General features: G+C 47.9%; 11 protein-coding genes. 2 read left to right on the top strand and 9 right to left on the bottom strand.

Annotated elements, in window-relative coordinates; all coding sequences use genetic code 11:
- The first annotated feature begins 224 nt into the window (after positions 1-224).
- The gene (locus RQP50_RS18590) at positions 225-698 is read left to right on the top strand and encodes a MarR family winged helix-turn-helix transcriptional regulator (RefSeq protein WP_021256175.1); all 474 of its coding nucleotides are present in this window, start codon (positions 225-227) and stop codon (positions 696-698) included.
- 92 nt (positions 699-790) lie between these two features.
- On the opposite strand, the gene RQP50_RS18585 is transcribed toward RQP50_RS18590, so the two are convergent.
- The 7 genes from RQP50_RS18585 to RQP50_RS18555 form a co-directional block, all read right to left on the bottom strand.
- Positions 791-2134 carry an ABC transporter substrate-binding protein gene (locus RQP50_RS18585; protein WP_315746326.1) on the bottom strand — a complete coding sequence of 448 codons (1344 nt, stop codon included), beginning with the start codon at positions 2132-2134 and terminating at the stop codon, positions 791-793.
- Positions 2135-2137: 3 nt separating this feature from the next.
- Positions 2138-4879 (bottom strand): putative bifunctional diguanylate cyclase/phosphodiesterase, encoded by a 2742-nt coding sequence (locus RQP50_RS18580; RefSeq protein ID WP_315746325.1) that lies wholly within the window; start codon positions 4877-4879, stop codon positions 2138-2140.
- 237 nt (positions 4880-5116) lie between these two features.
- A complete protein-coding gene (locus RQP50_RS18575) occupies positions 5117-6652 on the bottom strand; it encodes an MDR family MFS transporter (RefSeq protein WP_315746324.1) in 1536 nt (511 codons plus the stop codon).
- Positions 6653-6706: 54 nt separating this feature from the next.
- On the bottom strand, positions 6707-8398 hold the full coding sequence (locus RQP50_RS18570) for an ABC transporter ATP-binding protein (RefSeq protein WP_315746322.1): 1692 nt from the start codon (positions 8396-8398) through the stop codon (positions 6707-6709).
- 22 nt (positions 8399-8420) lie between these two features.
- On the bottom strand, positions 8421-9041 hold the full coding sequence (locus tag RQP50_RS18565) for an ECF transporter S component (RefSeq protein ID WP_251485876.1): 621 nt from the start codon (positions 9039-9041) through the stop codon (positions 8421-8423).
- A 143-nt stretch (positions 9042-9184) separates the two neighbouring features.
- On the bottom strand, positions 9185-9922 hold the full coding sequence (locus RQP50_RS18560) for an energy-coupling factor transporter transmembrane component T family protein (protein WP_315746321.1): 738 nt from the start codon (positions 9920-9922) through the stop codon (positions 9185-9187).
- The gene (locus RQP50_RS18555; RefSeq protein WP_021256182.1) at positions 9907-10833 is read right to left on the bottom strand and encodes a TetR/AcrR family transcriptional regulator; all 927 of its coding nucleotides are present in this window, start codon (positions 10831-10833) and stop codon (positions 9907-9909) included. The genes RQP50_RS18560 and RQP50_RS18555 overlap by 16 nt, the downstream gene beginning before the upstream one ends.
- A 236-nt stretch (positions 10834-11069) precedes the next feature.
- Here RQP50_RS18555 and RQP50_RS18550 point away from each other — a divergent pair, with 236 nt between their 5' ends.
- Positions 11070-12692: an MDR family MFS transporter gene (locus RQP50_RS18550; RefSeq protein WP_315746320.1), complete on the top strand. Its 1623-nt coding sequence runs from the start codon at positions 11070-11072 to the stop codon at positions 12690-12692.
- 115 nt (positions 12693-12807) lie between these two features.
- Here RQP50_RS18550 and RQP50_RS18545 read toward each other — a convergent pair whose 3' ends face one another.
- Both RQP50_RS18545 and asnB read right to left on the bottom strand, forming a co-directional pair.
- Positions 12808-13890, bottom strand: coding sequence for a cohesin domain-containing protein (locus RQP50_RS18545; protein WP_315746319.1), 1083 nt, complete (start codon positions 13888-13890; stop codon positions 12808-12810).
- A 282-nt stretch (positions 13891-14172) separates the two neighbouring features.
- A complete protein-coding gene (gene asnB / locus RQP50_RS18540; protein ID WP_021256184.1) occupies positions 14173-16023 on the bottom strand; it encodes an asparagine synthase (glutamine-hydrolyzing) in 1851 nt (616 codons plus the stop codon).

The following is a 16023-nucleotide window of genomic DNA, read 5'->3' as shown; positions in this document are numbered from 1 at the left end:
TCTAACTTTTAGTTTACTCTATCGTATCTATTCTTGCACAGAGCTGGGCAGTTTCAATGTACTGAATGCCAGGTTCAGCCAAATGTTACCGAATTGCCCTTTCTAAATTTAAATAATTCAAAATTTTTTTGTTCATTGTTTCACAAGTGTGACAAAAGACATTTAATCTCCTATCTCCTTCGATATACGATAAAAGAGTAAATCAAGAAATGAGGGGGATTCGTATGTCTGAACGAATCGATCATGAGACCGAAGCTGCCTTGCATTTATTCCGTGTCTTCTCTAAGGCATTCAAGAGCGTAACGGATCACTCAGCTGCTGGATGCAAAATAGAAGGATATAATCCGACTGACTTCTCCGTACTCGAAATGCTTTATCATAAAGGGCCTCAACCCATTCAACAAATCGGTTCCAAGCTCCTTCTACAGAGCGGAAACGTAACCTATGTCATTGATAAGCTCGAACGTAACGGCATGCTGCGCCGCCACCCTTGTGCGACGGATCGTCGCGTGATCTTCGCTGAGTTGACTGATAAAGGCCGTGAAGAAATGCAGGGACTGTTCCCCAAGCATTCTCTACTCCTTAAGCGTGCCATGAGCGGACTGACACTCGAGGAGAAAAAAGAGGCTATTCAATTGCTCAAGAAGCTCGGGATCCAAGCAGAGAAGTTAAGCCTTGTCACGAAAAAGGGCTCCTAGCAAATCCATTAGTTAATACGCTTAAATTTCCAATAGGGCTGAATCAACGCACAGAGCGGAAGAACATGTTCTTCCGCCCTTGTTATTTCTCTTCATGACATCAAGTCCAACGTTCTGAATGTCGCACGCGAATATCGCAATAACACGCGCCTCTCCTGCTGCAATTGCTGCTCAATGAGCTTCTCAATCTGATTGAGTATTACACCAGGCGGAGAGTTATTCTCGATCCCCTTCTGCCTCGTACTGCGATACCATTCGACAGCCAGCTTATCAAGCGGGGTTGGACGGAACTCCTTCATCTTCGAAGCCAGCTCCATATATAATCGATCTGACTGCTGTCCCCCAAGAAACTCGCTTCTGCGCGCTTTATCCAGTAATACTTTGCGAGAAGGCATATACGCCGCAACCGTTGCATCATCGGTCACCCCAAAGAACACGCTCTTCATGAACGACCATGCCAGCTCCTTGTTCTGGGCCTGTTCAGACATAATAAGCGATGCGCCTGTCGAGTAGCCGTACAACTTCATTGGCAAGCGAGTAGCTCTCCACAATCCCTTCATATGCGGCACCCACTCCTCCAATTGCAGCTCTCCCCAGGAACCAAGATACACCATTGCCAGCTTCCCATTCCGCAGCGCTTCATTCCCCGCATCCGTCCACAATCCGACATTTGCATCCAGCCCCTGCACATTAACACGCTGAGACAACAACATGCCTTGCGCGATCATGGCATTATTCCGGTTGAATTGCAGCCTGCTGTTAAGTAGCGGGAACATGGACTCAAACCACTGCATGGGTTCCCGATCCCACTGAATTAAATAAATGCCATGCTCCTTCAGCTTCTCCGCCATTGCCAGCCAGCGGTCCGGATCCTCCATGTAGACAGCCAATTCTTCTGGGTTTGACGGAAATCCGTATCGCTCCATAATGTCCTTGCGATAGAAGGTGACAAGCGGCGAAGTTGTAATTGGGAGAGCGATAAGACGCTTATTGTCAAAGGATAGTCCAGTATCCCATAAGTCAGGAGAAATATCCGGCTTCAGCGTGCTCGCGAGAAAAGGCGCGGCATTTAAGTCCATCAACCCTTGTATCCCCGTAAATTCCCCTAGAAATTCATGGCCAACCTCCATAACATCCGGGGCATCCCCCTGCTCCAAGGCATCCAAATAAGCATCAACATGGTCTTTATAAGAAAAACGCTTTACATTTACCTTCACGCCTGGATGCTCGATTTCGAATTTCTTGGCATAGTCTACATACTGTTGTTCGAAGCACCACACGGTTATGGCGGAAGGCGGCTTAGACTCTACGACTCGCTCATCGTCCTGCAATTGCGGTGGGATCGTAGTCTCATCACATCCGGTTGAAGAAAATAGCATGATGATCATCATTGCGAATACAATTAATCTTCGAAATGGCAAGCCCTTTCCTTTCACAAATTAACCTCCATATGCTGCAATTGAATTACTTCTTAGCTTGCTTGAAAAGTCAGGGAACCTAGCAGCAAATTCATCGGCTGCCAGCGGGGGACTAATATAATAGCCTTGGAACTGCCTACAACCAAGTGTGAGCAATTGTTCAATCTCCTGAGGTGTTTCAACCCCTTCAGCTGTCACTTTAAGATTCATGCTGTCTCCCATTCGGATCACCGCTTGAACAATTGCAGTGTTCACTTTATCCGCAAACAAATGCCGCACAAAAGAACGGTCAATTTTAAGCACATGAGCAGGCAAAGTCTTTAGGCGGTGCAGCGAGGAATAGCCCGTTCCAAAATCATCGATCGCTATCTGAACTCCTCGTTTCTTAAGATTGTGCAATACCTCGTTGATCTGCTCGGTGGATTTGTTAACGTATCCTTCCGTTATCTCCAAAATCAAATCACTCGGATTGAACTCACACTCGCGAATAATTCGATCAATTGTCGCGACGAAGTCATTCGTAAGCAATTGCCTTAACGAGACATTCACAGCCAGCTGGAAGGCAGGCATCCCTACATCAGCCCACATCCGGTATTGCATGCATGCAGATCGAAGTACCCATTCCCCAATAGGAACGATTAGTCCAGTCTCTTCCGCGACCGGAATGAACTGTGTCGGCGATATAAACCCTTCATCACCAGAAAGCCAGCGAAGCAGCACCTCTGCGGCTGTGACTTTCCCCGAAGCATCTACGATCGGTTGATAGTGAAGCAGCAGCTCTCTACGTTCTAGCGCTTTGTACAAACGTGTCTCCATAAACATGCGTTCAGGCTGCAAGGTCGGCTGCAGTTCATCGTAGAAGACTACTGAATGACCACCACTGTCCTTGGCAGCATACATAGCTGTATCTGCTTGCTTGAGCAGATCCGTATATGCATATCCGTTATCCGGATATAAGGAAACGCCGATGCTGGCAGAGACAAATAGTTCATGAGCCTGTACAAGGAAGCTCTCACGCAGCCGCTGCAAAATCCGTTTAGCAACCGCGTTCACTTCCTCTCTTGAGCTGTCTTCGAGCATAATGATGAACTCATCCCCGCCATAACGAGAGCTCAAATGCCGGCCGGACAGTTTTGATAGACAATCCGACAAGCGCTGCGCAACTTGTACAAGGAGCATATCTCCTACATTGTGGCCGAGCGAATCATTGATATGCTTGAACCGATCTATATCTATGAACATTAACGCCAATGAACTAACCTTGTTATCCGCACCTTCCAGCGCCCGCTCTACATTCATCGTAAAATAATGCCGATTGGGAAGCTGGGTCAGCGTATCATAATAAGCAATATGCTGGAGCTTCTCTTCCGACAGCTCTAGCATTTTCGTCTGGTCAAGCAGCTTCTCATTCATGCGCAGCATTTCCTTGAATACTTCCGTTAACCGATCACTCATTGCCCGGAAATTGATTGCAAGTAGACGAATCTCTCCGATTCGAATGCAAGGCCATTTGACAGTCTTGTCCTCCAGCAATTTATGGTGCATCCCCGCGGTCGCCTCCTCCAAATCACGAAGAGAGCGAACAATGAAGCGGCTTACCGCAAGTGATACCCCGGTAGCCAACAAGCAGACCATGAACAACATTAGGAACTTGCGCAAATAGACGTCAATCGTCGTTTGTAGAAAATAGGAAATTGGAATAAAGCCAACAACCTTAGCGATCGGATGATCGGTCAGCTTGTCCTCCAAAACATAATAACCGTCATTCCACCTTCTTGTTCCATAATCATAATTTCTGTCAGGGGGCAGAATACGGGAAAAAGAGGATTTCACCCCGTAAGCATCCATCCGTATTTGTGAATGATGAGCGGCCATGTGAACAGGTGACTTATTAGGTACAGTATCTTCCATGTACACTGCATTGCTTTCGAACCACACCTCATCACTCGAAGCGACCAATTGGCCCTTATGATTGAATGCAGCCAACTTCAATAAGCCATTCTGGGAATGGAGCTTTAAATTATCGTGAAGCTTCCCTGTCTCCATAATCGACCCGAGACTGAGCCCTTGGCGCTGTTTTCTGTCCATCTGCAGAAGTGCGTCTGTAATTTGAGCGGTTTGCAATTCAATTCTTGCTAAAGAATCCCGCTCGATGTCCTGCTGCATATCGCGACTATCAATCAGCATATTCAGCAGAAACGGAATGAACACGATTGCGACGGAGAGATGCATCAGAAGCTGATTGAGATACACGGACTTCGTTCGCAGATCAGGCAACAGCCGTTTCCATGGCATATAGGTAACGACCACATCAGCAATCAGGGCATTCAATAGTCCGCTCATTGCGAACATAAAATATTGAAGTAGTGCTTCTGCGTTGTACTCGTTGGTCTGCAGGCAAAATAAAACCGCTGCAAGCGGAGCTCCGATTCCGAACCAGAACAGACTGTCCCAGAGAAGCAGGAACCCCCTTTTCCGTTCATACATATATCCAACCAATATCATTTCCAATCCAATAAGCAGCAATATAAACGAACCGTAGCCTGAAAAATAATATCCCAGTCCAATTATAAGCGCCATAATTGCCGCCCAGTGCGAACCATACAGAACAAGCATAATGAGCAGAGTGGCCCCGCACAGCATGAACTCCGCACCGTATGAAAATTCGAGTCCAATTACAGAGAACACTGCAGTGAGAACGGTCAGTATCACGAACAGCATACTTGTACGCAGCGAAGCCAATGGGTGTAACGTACGTGACATGGCAGAGTGACTCCTTTACAGATGGAAGCAGTACATTTCTCTTATTTCGAAATACTTCGACACAAATCCAAAATTTCCTACTTTTGTGCAGGATAATGTAGAGTGATTTATTTGCAAGAGAAACAATCCCCATAAGAAAAAGGCCGCCCTTCCAAGCAGTTCCTACTGCCGGAAAAACGACCTGATTATCTAGTGTTTTAGGTTAAGTTACGTAAAGAAGTATCATTGCACCTGTCTTTAAAGAGATGGAGAAGCTTTATCCTGACCGGATGATCCCCCGGAATTTGTCGACTTAGGCATGAACAACATACTTACTAAGCATGCGACCGCGATAATAGCCATTATCAGGAAGACCTGCCCTAGCCCTGACTCCAGGAAAGAGCGCAGTGTACCCATTAAATCAGGCGACAGCGAGCTTGCACTTTCTGGATTCAACAGCTTGCTCAGATCCTCATTCGAGACACGCGAGGATACGTCAGGCCCCGCATCCGATACCATCGATGCAATGCTCGCATTTAAGAATGTCCCGAACGCGGCAATGCCAAGCATCTGCCCCAACGACCGTACGAACGTGTTTAATGCTGTTGAAGCACCTCTCATGCTCCAATCGACAGAAGACTGGACAATGACGGTAAATACCGTGAACGACAGGCCGAAACCTAGGCCTGACAATGACATAATGATTACGATCAAAATAAGCGGGGTTGAATCCGAAATCGTCGCCAGCCATATGGAAGCGATCACGATCAATATCATCCCTAGCGTCGATGTCACGCGTGCCCCTATCTTAATCAGCATACGGCCGCCTACAATTGATCCAATCAGCCAGCCAATTGACATTGGGGTCAGTGACAGGCCTGAACTGGAGGCATTTTGCCCCAGCACACCTTGTGTCCAGAGCGGCATATAGGAGCTGATCCCCATCACGATCGCACTTGCGAGGAAGCTGACAAGGTTCGACACCCCGATGTCGCGAATCCGGAACAACTTGAGCGGCACCATCGGTTCCTTTGCCTTCCCTTCGATCCGGAAGAAAAGAACAAGGAACACAGCCGCAGTCCCAAACAGTGCGAACATCCATGGAGAATTCCACGCAATCCCCTGTCCGCCTGTAATAATCGCAAACAAGAATGCGGTCATCCCGATGGAGAATGTCGCTGCCCCCGCATAGTCGACAGGCTTGTCCTTGCGCTCCACCTTCTCATGGAAACACACCATGATCATCCATACCGACACGATGCCGAACGGCACATTGAAGTAGAATATCCAGTGCCATGATAATGAATCGACGAAGAACCCGCCGACTAACGGCCCGACCAACCCAGCAATTCCCCAAATAGAGCTGAATAAGCCTTGAATCTTGGCCCGTTCCTCGTATGTGTAAATATCCGCTACCATCGTGAAGGTAACAGGCATTACAGCGCCTGCTCCGATTCCTTGAAGAGCACGGAATATAATCATCTGCGTCATGGTGCCCGATAGACCGCACAACATCGATCCCCCTACAAACAGAGCGGAGCCGATAATAAATATGTTCTTACGGCCATATAAATCAGCCATCTTTCCGAACAATGGCGTTGAGATTGCCGTCGTAAGCAAATAAGCAGCATATACCCAGCTAATCAAGGATAATCCGCCTAAATCCGCAACAATCTTCGGCATTGCTGTACTTACTACTGTTACTTCGATTGCCGCCAGAAAGGTCGACAATAGCAGTGCAAGTGTGACAAGCTTCCGGCTTCGTCCAGCTTGCATAGAAGCCTCGTTCCCCATAAATACCCTTCCTTCGTTCCTAAATCTCGTACAGCTTCCGCAGCTCATGATTCACTATAGATTGATGTGCAATGAGCCTCGATCCATATTAGCATGCATCAATCGCGGGTGCTCTACCTCTTCCCACATGCGATCATGTGTGGCAATAATCAACGCGCGTCCCTGCTCCGCTTGACGTAGACACCAATCGCGAACGAAGGCTGCATGCACCGCATCCAAGGAGGCTGTTGGCTCGTCCAGCAGAATGACTTCAGGTTCGTGCGCGGAAGCAATTGCTAGACTGAGCAGCCGCTTCAATCCAGTTGGCATATCATGCGGATGCAGATGCTTCACTTCCCATAGACAATATTGCTGCAAGCGATATTCCACTTCCCGTTCCACCTGTTCATGCGTGTAGACAGCGTGGCCTTCCCAAGACTGTTCTTCTATGCGCAATCGCCCGCACTGATTCGCTGCATGGAGAGCATCTCGCAGTTCCTCTTGCACGGACGCTGCAAAGAAGCCCGATTCGGGCTGCTGTGCTGTGAATCCAATAAGTCTTGCCACTTCACAGGATCGCAGCTTCTGCCCCAATTGGCCTGCGATCCACCATTCACCTTCCATGCTGCCGGAGCGCTTCGACAAGCCGCCAGTTATAAGGCGGAACAAGGTTGACTTCCCCGACCCGTTCTTGCCCGTCAGCAGCATACATCGCCCTGCCTTAAGCTGGAAGGTAACGTTATGAAGCGCGTCCTCTGTTTGCTGACGCTTCTGATCACGACTACCAATAGGATGATACCGATAGTTCACCTTCGATAAGTGCAGAATGACCTCTTCTTCGCCTATTCTACTACTCTTGCCCCAAGCACACTCTGCTCGTACAGCAGCATCATCTCCAGCATTCCCCTGTTTTACAGCGACTGGCACCTGCATGGACATAACAGTTGTCTCAGCGTTCCCTTCCCACTTCGGAGGCATAATGCCGGCCTCATAACAGAGCTCCAAGCAGCGAAGCTCGTCCTTCGGACGGGATAGACCGTTCAAACCATCCCTTGCGGGATATACAGGCATCTTTCCATCATACACCATTCTCCCGTTATGCAACAGAAGAAGCTGCGCATCTTGTATCCAGCCATGCTGCCACTCGTCTGACAGCTCGTCTAAGCGCGATACGGCTAAAACTATCGTCCTACCCTGACTATGCCAAGCTTGAAGCTGCTCTGACAGACGGTGTCGAGATTCCTTATCCATCTGACTCCACGCGTCATCAATAAGCAGCACATCCGGATCCATCGTCAATACAGAAGCAACAGCTGTACGTTGCTGTTCGCCCCCTGACAACTGCTGAACCTGACGCAAGCGCAGTTGACGCAAATCAGCCTTATCAAGCTGCTCTTCTACTCTACTATGGATGACCTCTCGCGGCAGGCCAAGATTCTCGGGTGCGAAGGCTAACTCATCCTCAACCGTACCAATCACAAACTGCTCCTTAGCCTCCTGCAGGATGAAGCCCCTGATTGGCGCCTGTCCATCCTTCACCATGCCGCAGCTCAATTCACCTTGCTGCTGGCCTTCATGCGACTGCATTGCACCGGCCATCAGCTTGAGGAGCGTTGTCTTGCCGCTCCCATTTCCCCCTGCCAGCAGCACAACAGATCCAGACTTGATACAGAAGCTGCATGGCTGCAATACTGGTTCAGACTCGCCAAAATAAGTAAAGGCCACACGCTCAGCGCGCATGACCTCCTTAGATTGTAGGATTCTCATATTAAACTGGCCCCCTACCATACTACTGCCCGCGTGACTCTCTTCCTAGTGCGAATGGGCGCATTGCTCTTGTAGAAGCAATCCGATCCCCAATCATCTTGGTTAGAGCACCGCACAGCAGCATCCCGCTTATACAGCGGATAATTAAGGTTGCAATAAGTACCCACATCTCATAGTGGATATAACCGAACATAAAGGCCGAAACCACAAACCACAGCGGTACTGCTGCTGTACCTACGAACAGCATGGTAAACCAATTGTATTGACGGTAACGGAATACATAAAACAACGGTTCAATCACAACCGCATAGCATAATGCCGCAGCAATACAAGACCAAGCCCCATATGCGCTTCCCATTAAGATTTGTACACAAGCGCCAAGCGAATATGTTACCAACGCTGCCCCTGGCTTACGGATAACATATATCGCAAGCAGACCATATATCATGTACAAGCCGACGATCGTTGATGTTAGCATTGGACCACCAACAGAGTGCAGCAGCTTATTTACCCAAGATAACCCGGTCGTCATTACACCATTTGCAGCTGCAAGCAGTGCCATCAGCACCCAGTCCGCTAGTGTAAGGGAACGGAGCGAGAAACGAGATTCGTTCATTGTAGTTGTTCCATTTCCCATTCTCATAGATGACTCATCCCCAATTCTTCTACTTATGTAATGTTGTGATACTGGTATATGTTAACCCACAACAGATAAACTACCATTAACGTTACAAGGGATGGCATGGAAATGCAAGTCAAATCTATCAATATTGTGTGCGTTTTTTATTAACCCAAAAGAATTGTCGCGGTCATAGCTCCTACAGTCACAGTCGCAAAGCTGATCCCAAGCGCAGTAAAACGCAAAGTTCTCCATGACGTTCGAGCAATGCTTGCCCCGAATTGCTTCACTTCCATTGCTGTCGCTACATTTTGAACGCGGCGCATCGCACTGGACGTAACCGCAGCGACGTATTGCCCCGCTAGACGCATTCGCTCACCAATCCCCTGCGGCGCGGTAAGCTGACGCATCCGCTGTGCCTCACGAATATTGCGCGCTTCTTCAGCGAGAAGAGGGACGAAGCGCAGCGCGATGGCAACGGCGAACGCGAAGCGATTCGGCAGCCTTAGATGATGGGACAACGCCGTGACAACATCACGCGGCTCTGTAGTCGTAGCGTATAGCAATGACGACAGGAACAGCGTCAATGCACGCAGCGTCAGCGTGAGTGAAGTACGGCACGCTTCCTCGGTCAGATTCAATCCGAGAATCGTAAGCCGAATCTTGGTACCCGGCAGGACTAGGCACTGGAATAGAAAGAGCGGCAGAGCGAAGCCAAGCAGCAGAATGAGCACCGTTCTCCATCGCGCACCTGACCACCCCGCGCCTGTCACTCCGATGATAAGCAGGGATAAGAACCAGCCAAGCTGCCAATTTAGCTTCATGCTAATCATAACGGCAAGACCGGTGCCGAACAGCCATATCCCCTTCGTGATCGGATCAATTCTGTTCAGCCACGCTTGCATGTTCGTTCATCCCCTTCTGACTCGCAAGTGTGCTCCAGCAAGGTTAGAATACGCTTGGCCGCCTGCTCAATTGGATCGTCCGGCATCGAGCAGAGGAACAATGCCATTGCTCTCGCATTAACCGTTTTGCCGCTTCCCCTTAATATCTCTGACTCTAGAGCTGTGTACGCTTGCTCCGCTTCCTCACGCTGCTTCAAGCTGAACGGCGCACTCATCACTGCATCCTTCAGCAGCCACACTTGATCCAGCAATTGTTGCTGCGAGTTGGACATGCTTACGTGTCCGGAACGCATAAAATCATTCATAAGCGCCATGGTAAGTACAGGCTCGGCATGCTTGCGAACAAGTGACTCTGCAGTCGCATCCAGAACATTTACAATAAAGGTGCACACTTGATCGAAGTCCACATTTTTCCGGTCAAATGTCGCATAACTCATGAACTCAATGGTCATACCACTAATAATTGTCGCTAAGTCCATCCAATAAGGCTCTGCTTCCTGACCGTAAACTTCAGCTACCACTTGGCGGAAGGTAAAGAAGCGCTTTGCACGGAAATCGAAAACCATATCTCGAATTTCCCGCTTCTTATATAGGTGTGCTTCCTTGCGCTGCAGGGTAAGGAACAACTTGAATCTGCCGAACTGCTCCAGAGAAATGTGAATGAGCTTGTTCAGCTTCTGGCGAGCCGGCAAATTGTCAGCGAGTGTATCCCGCGCTAATTCATACATCATCTGATGATAATGGTCGAATATTGTGAACAATATTTCTTCCTTCGAACGAAAGAAGGAATAGACTGAGCCCTTGGCAATTCCGATACGTTCTGCAATTTCTTGAATCGAGGTTTCATGATAACCCTTTTCAGCGAACAGCGAGAGCGCTGTTTCCATGATGAGACGTTTTTTCTCTTCCATGTTCCGTCCTCCGTATGTCATGACTTTCGGTTCAGCCCTTTTTGACCGCCTAGTCAGCATCGTTTGTTACGTTATTCCTACCATACCACAAACATAATATGTTGAAAAATATTTTAGTTCCAAAACAATTGACTTCGCGGTCAATCGGGATTATAGTATCAACATGCTATTTTTTGACCCGAAGGTCAGTCGTTCACACAACATATAAACGAGCATGAAAGAAAGGTGATTAATAAATGGCCACAGTGAAAGACCATACGGCATCTCGCCGCAATATGGTACTATTCGGTCTGATTATGGGGATGTTCTTCAGTTCCCTGGAACAGACGATCGTCGGCACGGCCATGCCAACGATAATTAAGGATCTCAATGGGTTTGCCATCTTCGCTTGGGTAACAACCGCTTATATGATCTGCTCTACAGCAGTCATCCCGCTTGCCGGGAAATTAGCGGATTTGTTCGGAAGCCGATTCATCTACCTGACTGGATGGCTTATCTTCGTTGTTGGTTCAGGCTTATGCGCAACGGCAGTGAATATGGAGCAGTTAATTATTTACCGGGCGATCCAAGGTATCGGCGGCGGTATGCTGATGCCGATGTCCCAGACGATTATTGGAATGATGTTCAGTCCGCAGGAACGCGCCAAGTGGCAAGGGGTATTCGGGGCCATCTTCGGTCTTAGTTCCGTCATCGGTCCGTTCTTTGGCGGATTTATTGTTGATAATATCAGCTGGCACTGGATTTTCCTTATTAATGTTCCGTTCGGTTTATTGTCAACGATCTTAATCTTTATTGGCATGAAATCAATTGATGAGCCTCGAGACAAGAGCAAAAAAATCTCGATCGACTGGCTCGGAATTTTCACTCTTATCCCGGGTATCGTCTTATTGCTGCTTGGGCTGTCGCTCGACCATAACAAGTATGCATGGGATTCTCCAACAAGCATTCTCGTGTTTGCTGGTGCATTGGTGCTCTTCGTTCTGTTTGTCTTCGTTGAGCGCAGAGCAGCAGAACCAATTATTGATATGTCACTCTTCAAAAGCCGTATCTTCAACGTATCTGTAGCACTCGGCTTCCTCGTTGGTCTTGGCATGTTCGGTGCCATTATGTTCGTGCCAATGTTCATGCAAGGGGTGCTTGGCGTAACACCGACACAAGCAGGCTCTACGATGACACCAATGATGATTGCCTTGATTATTGCAAGCATCTTGGCTGGACAGCTGGTTCTGCGCATGCGTTATCGTGCGGTTATGACGATGGGCATGATCATTACGTCCATCGGTTTCTGGCTCATGAGTACAATGGGTGTCAGCACATCAACTTGGATAGCTTATTCGTTCATGGTTGTACTTGGCTTTGGTATCGGTATGGTTATGCCAATTATTACGCTGGTTGTACAGAATGCATTTCCACGCGAAAAGCTGGGTACAGTCACTTCCGCTACGACGTTCTTCCGTTCTATCGGATCGACGATCGGGGCAACCTTGTTCAACGTTATTATGAACAGCGTCATTGCAACAAATATTGCGAATGCAACTGCTAGTGCTGATCCAGGAACGCAAACTGTTCTGAGCAAGACCGGTACAGATTCCAATACGCTGTATCAGTTGCTGATTAACAGCGATTTGCTGAAACAGCTTCCTGAGGACTTGAAAGTGAACGTGTTGAATACGATTAAGGATGCTTGGTCTGCTTCCTTCTCCACTGTCTTCTTGACAGGTCTCGGCTTCATCGTGGTCGGTATCTTCGTTGCATTGCTGATCGGCAACGGACGCATTTCCCGTGAGGCAATGCAGAAGCGCAAGCCAGGCGAGGGCTCTGACGATACAATGACACAGCCACAAGCTTCTTCGAATTAATTCTCGCCAACCGGCGAATAGATGCAACAAAGGAAAAGCAGCAAGCCGTTCCCTTCGTGGAATAGGCTCGCTGCTTTTTTAGCATTTTGATACAACGTTTGTTGCCGTTTGGATACTAGTTATACAAAGGGTTGGACAACACTGATTTGACCAGTTGCTTCAGGTCAACCTGCTCGATTGGACCGTTGTCGCCCACGACATTTTGAATATTGCTTGGCAATATCGACTTGTCCTCTTGATAGTGATAGGCAAGCTTACCGATATGCTTCAAGCTGAACTCAGGGCTTCCTACCACCGTGAACGTCCAAGAGTTCATGTTCTCGCGAGCTACATTTACTTCATTCTGTCCGTTATCCGCAACAACTGCTTTTACAACATCAACCTTGCCGCGTCCTAAATTAGTAGCTCTGAACTTCAAATTTAACAATACACTGCTGCCATTAATACCGTTATAGCGCCCCTTACTTGCTGTAATGAAGCGGAGCACATCGGAGTCCTTCTGATGGACGATCATCAGCTTATTATCAGCGTATGCATCAACGAGCTCGAACCGCGTTTTGTCATAGGTTAAGCTGACATCTTCTGCATAAATATTTTTGACATTATCCAGCTTAATTTGGACGTCAAACGTTTGATTCAAGTACACTGTATACGTCACAGAAGTTACACTAACTTTCGGCGTATACACGGCGTCTGGATTGTATGGGCGCAATTGCCCGTCAGATGGTACATCCACGGCGCTGACGAACATAAGCTTGTCGGTCTGGTTGATAAATTCAATACTGTGCTCGCTATTCGATAATCCTGTCAATTCATAAGCCAGACGTGGATTGTAGTAATCAGAAGGAATATTTCTCATTGAAATCGTGGTGTAAGGTTTTTTATCAACAATAACTGTAATGTTATCGGATATATCATAGGAGCCATATCCATAATTTTGTGCGATGAGGCGAACCGAGCTGCCGACAAAGTTGAACTTTACTGAAGCGCTTCTGGAGCTGGTTTGTTTCGCATTACCACTATTCCACCAATTTCCGCTATACATAATTTCGGAAGAATACTGGGTGTAACGCTTCCAGCCGTAGTCTGGATTATAGGATGGATCACCTATGCTGCTTGCTCCAAATGCTGTCGAGACTGAAAATACTAATAGGAATACGAGTCCCATGATTATAGACGGGACAAACTTATTGCGCATGGTTCATAACCTCCAATTTTTATAGATTCACTCTGATTGTAATGGGGATATGAAAATAATCCCAAACAAGTTTTGTTAAACCTGTCAGCTAACGTTCAAAATTCTCCCTTTTTCGATAATAATCGCGTTCTTCATTAATGAGCTTATTAGTTGGTTTCATGAGATGAGATGTGATGCATGCTGCCTAATCGGAATTACAATATCCTGCATTTTCCCAGTTTTCAACTGGACGCAAAAAAACAGCCCCTGCTTAACAGGAGCTGCTTATCTAAATCCACTATTTTATTGCTGTTTCATGTATGTGCGGTGCCAGAGGGCGAACACATGCAATGTCCAAATCTTGCGGGAGTAGTCTCCTTGTCCATTCTTGTGACGGCGGAACATATCTTCAACAGCCGTCAAATTGACGAGGTGGTCAATACCGCTTGCGGACAGCTCTTCCCACATGATGTTTGCACGTTCCGTGCGCAGCCAGTCGCGCATTGGTACCGGGAAGCCAAGCTTCGGACGGTTCAATACCGAATCTGGGATAATGCCCTGCATCGCTTTGCGAAGCGCATATTTCGTCGTACCGTCTGCAATGCGGTAATGGGCTGGGATGCTGCGGGCCACGTCGAATACTTTGCGATCCAAGAACGGAACGCGCAGTTCAAGCGAATGCGCCATCGTCAGCTTATCCGCCTTCATCAGGATGTCGCCAGGCATCCACAGATTCATATCGATATACTGCATCCGCGATACAGGATCCAGGTGGCGTGTACGGTCATAATAGGTGCGTGCGATATCAAACGGCTTCGTGAAGTCAGCAATCTCGGACTGTGTCGCACGCAGCAGTTCTACCTTCGCATCATCTGTCATAATGTTCGCGTTGCCGAGGAATCGTTCTTCAAGCGGCGTCGTTCCACGAAGCAAGTAGTTCTTGCCATAGAAGTTGAACGGAACGGACTGCACCATCTTGTGCATCGCACGCTGCATGCCTTCAGGCATCCATGACAGATAACGAAGGGAATGCGGTTCGCGATATATGCGGTATCCACCGAACAATTCATCCGCGCCCTCACCTGACAATACGACTGTGACATGCTCTTTCGCTAAGCGAGCAACCTCATACAAAGCAATCGCGGATGGATCCGCTACTGGCTCGTCCAAGTGCCAGATCGCCCGCGGTACTGCGTCGAAGTACATCTCCTGTGTAATCATGCGATCATAATGCTCCGTATCCAGCTGTCTAGCCGTATCCCGAGCAATAATCGTCTCATTGTTCGCACCTTCGAAGCCGACACTAAATGTCTTAATCGGTTCCATCGAACGCATCAAAGTAGATGTAATCGTCGAGTCAATCCCACTGGAGAGGAAACAGCCGCGTTCCACTTCACTATGAAGATGGTGCTCTACGGAGTCGCGCATGACATCGCGAATTTCCTCGATAATTTGTGTCAATGGACGATCAACAGGCTCGAACATTGGATCCCAATACTTCTCAATGATCGGCTTCCCGCCGAACGGGATTGTGATAGAGTGCGCAGGTGGCAGCTTATGAATCCCTTGATACATCGTGTTCGGATCAGGTACGTATTGGAATGTTAAATAATTATAGAAGCTGTTCATGTTCACTTGGCGTTGAACACCTGGAACCGCCAGCAAGCTTTTAATTTCCGAACCAAAGACGAACATCTCGTCATTTTGATAATAATATACAGGCTTAATCCCGAAATGGTCACGCGCAATAAACAGCTCCTGCTTGTTGCGATCCCAGATGGCGAAGCCAAACATACCGCGAAGATGATGCACACACTTCGAACCATGCTCTTCGTACAGATGAATAATTACTTCTGTATCCGTATGTGTCTTGAATTGGTGCCCGCGATGGATCAAATCTTCACGCAGCTCTTGATAATTGTATATCTCCCCGTTGAAAATAATCCAAATCGAATCATCCTCGTTGCTGAGCGGCTGCGCTCCAACTGCGACGTCGATAATGGACAGACGGCGGAAGCCTAGTCCAACACGATCGCCAATCCACAGCTTCGCGTCATTCGGTCCGCGATGGTGGATTAAGTCCATCATCGAGCGTACTACTTGTTCAGAAGGTTGTTGATCATGAAAATGATATATACCAGCAATGCCACACAT

Origin of the sequence: Paenibacillus suaedae (assembly GCF_032337355.1) — a bacterium.
GTDB lineage: Bacteria > Bacillota > Bacilli > Paenibacillales > Paenibacillaceae > Paenibacillus_B > Paenibacillus_B suaedae.
The sequence above is the reverse complement of the archived record's forward strand: the minus strand, read 5'-3'. Positions and strand labels throughout refer to the sequence as shown.

Bases quoted from the DNA above. Each gene is read 5' to 3' on its own strand.
- RQP50_RS18570 (WP_315746322.1), bottom strand. From the start codon at position 8,398: ATGAGAATCCTACAATCTAAGGAGGTCATGCGCGCTGAGCGTGTGGCC.
- RQP50_RS18575 (WP_315746324.1), bottom strand. From the start codon at position 6,652: ATGGGGAACGAGGCTTCTATGCAAGCTGGACGAAGCCGGAAGCTTGTC.
- RQP50_RS18580 (WP_315746325.1), bottom strand. From the start codon at position 4,879: ATGTCACGTACGTTACACCCATTGGCTTCGCTGCGTACAAGTATGCTG.
- RQP50_RS18545 (WP_315746319.1), bottom strand. From the start codon at position 13,890: ATGCGCAATAAGTTTGTCCCGTCTATAATCATGGGACTCGTATTCCTA.
- RQP50_RS18590 (WP_021256175.1), top strand. From the start codon at position 225: ATGTCTGAACGAATCGATCATGAGACCGAAGCTGCCTTGCATTTATTC.
- asnB (WP_021256184.1), bottom strand. From the start codon at position 16,023: ATGTGTGGCATTGCTGGTATATATCATTTTCATGATCAACAACCTTCT.
- RQP50_RS18565 (WP_251485876.1), bottom strand. From the start codon at position 9,041: ATGAGAATGGGAAATGGAACAACTACAATGAACGAATCTCGTTTCTCG.
- RQP50_RS18560 (WP_315746321.1), bottom strand. From the start codon at position 9,922: ATGCAAGCGTGGCTGAACAGAATTGATCCGATCACGAAGGGGATATGG.
- RQP50_RS18555 (WP_021256182.1), bottom strand. From the start codon at position 10,833: ATGGAAGAGAAAAAACGTCTCATCATGGAAACAGCGCTCTCGCTGTTC.
- RQP50_RS18550 (WP_315746320.1), top strand. From the start codon at position 11,070: ATGGCCACAGTGAAAGACCATACGGCATCTCGCCGCAATATGGTACTA.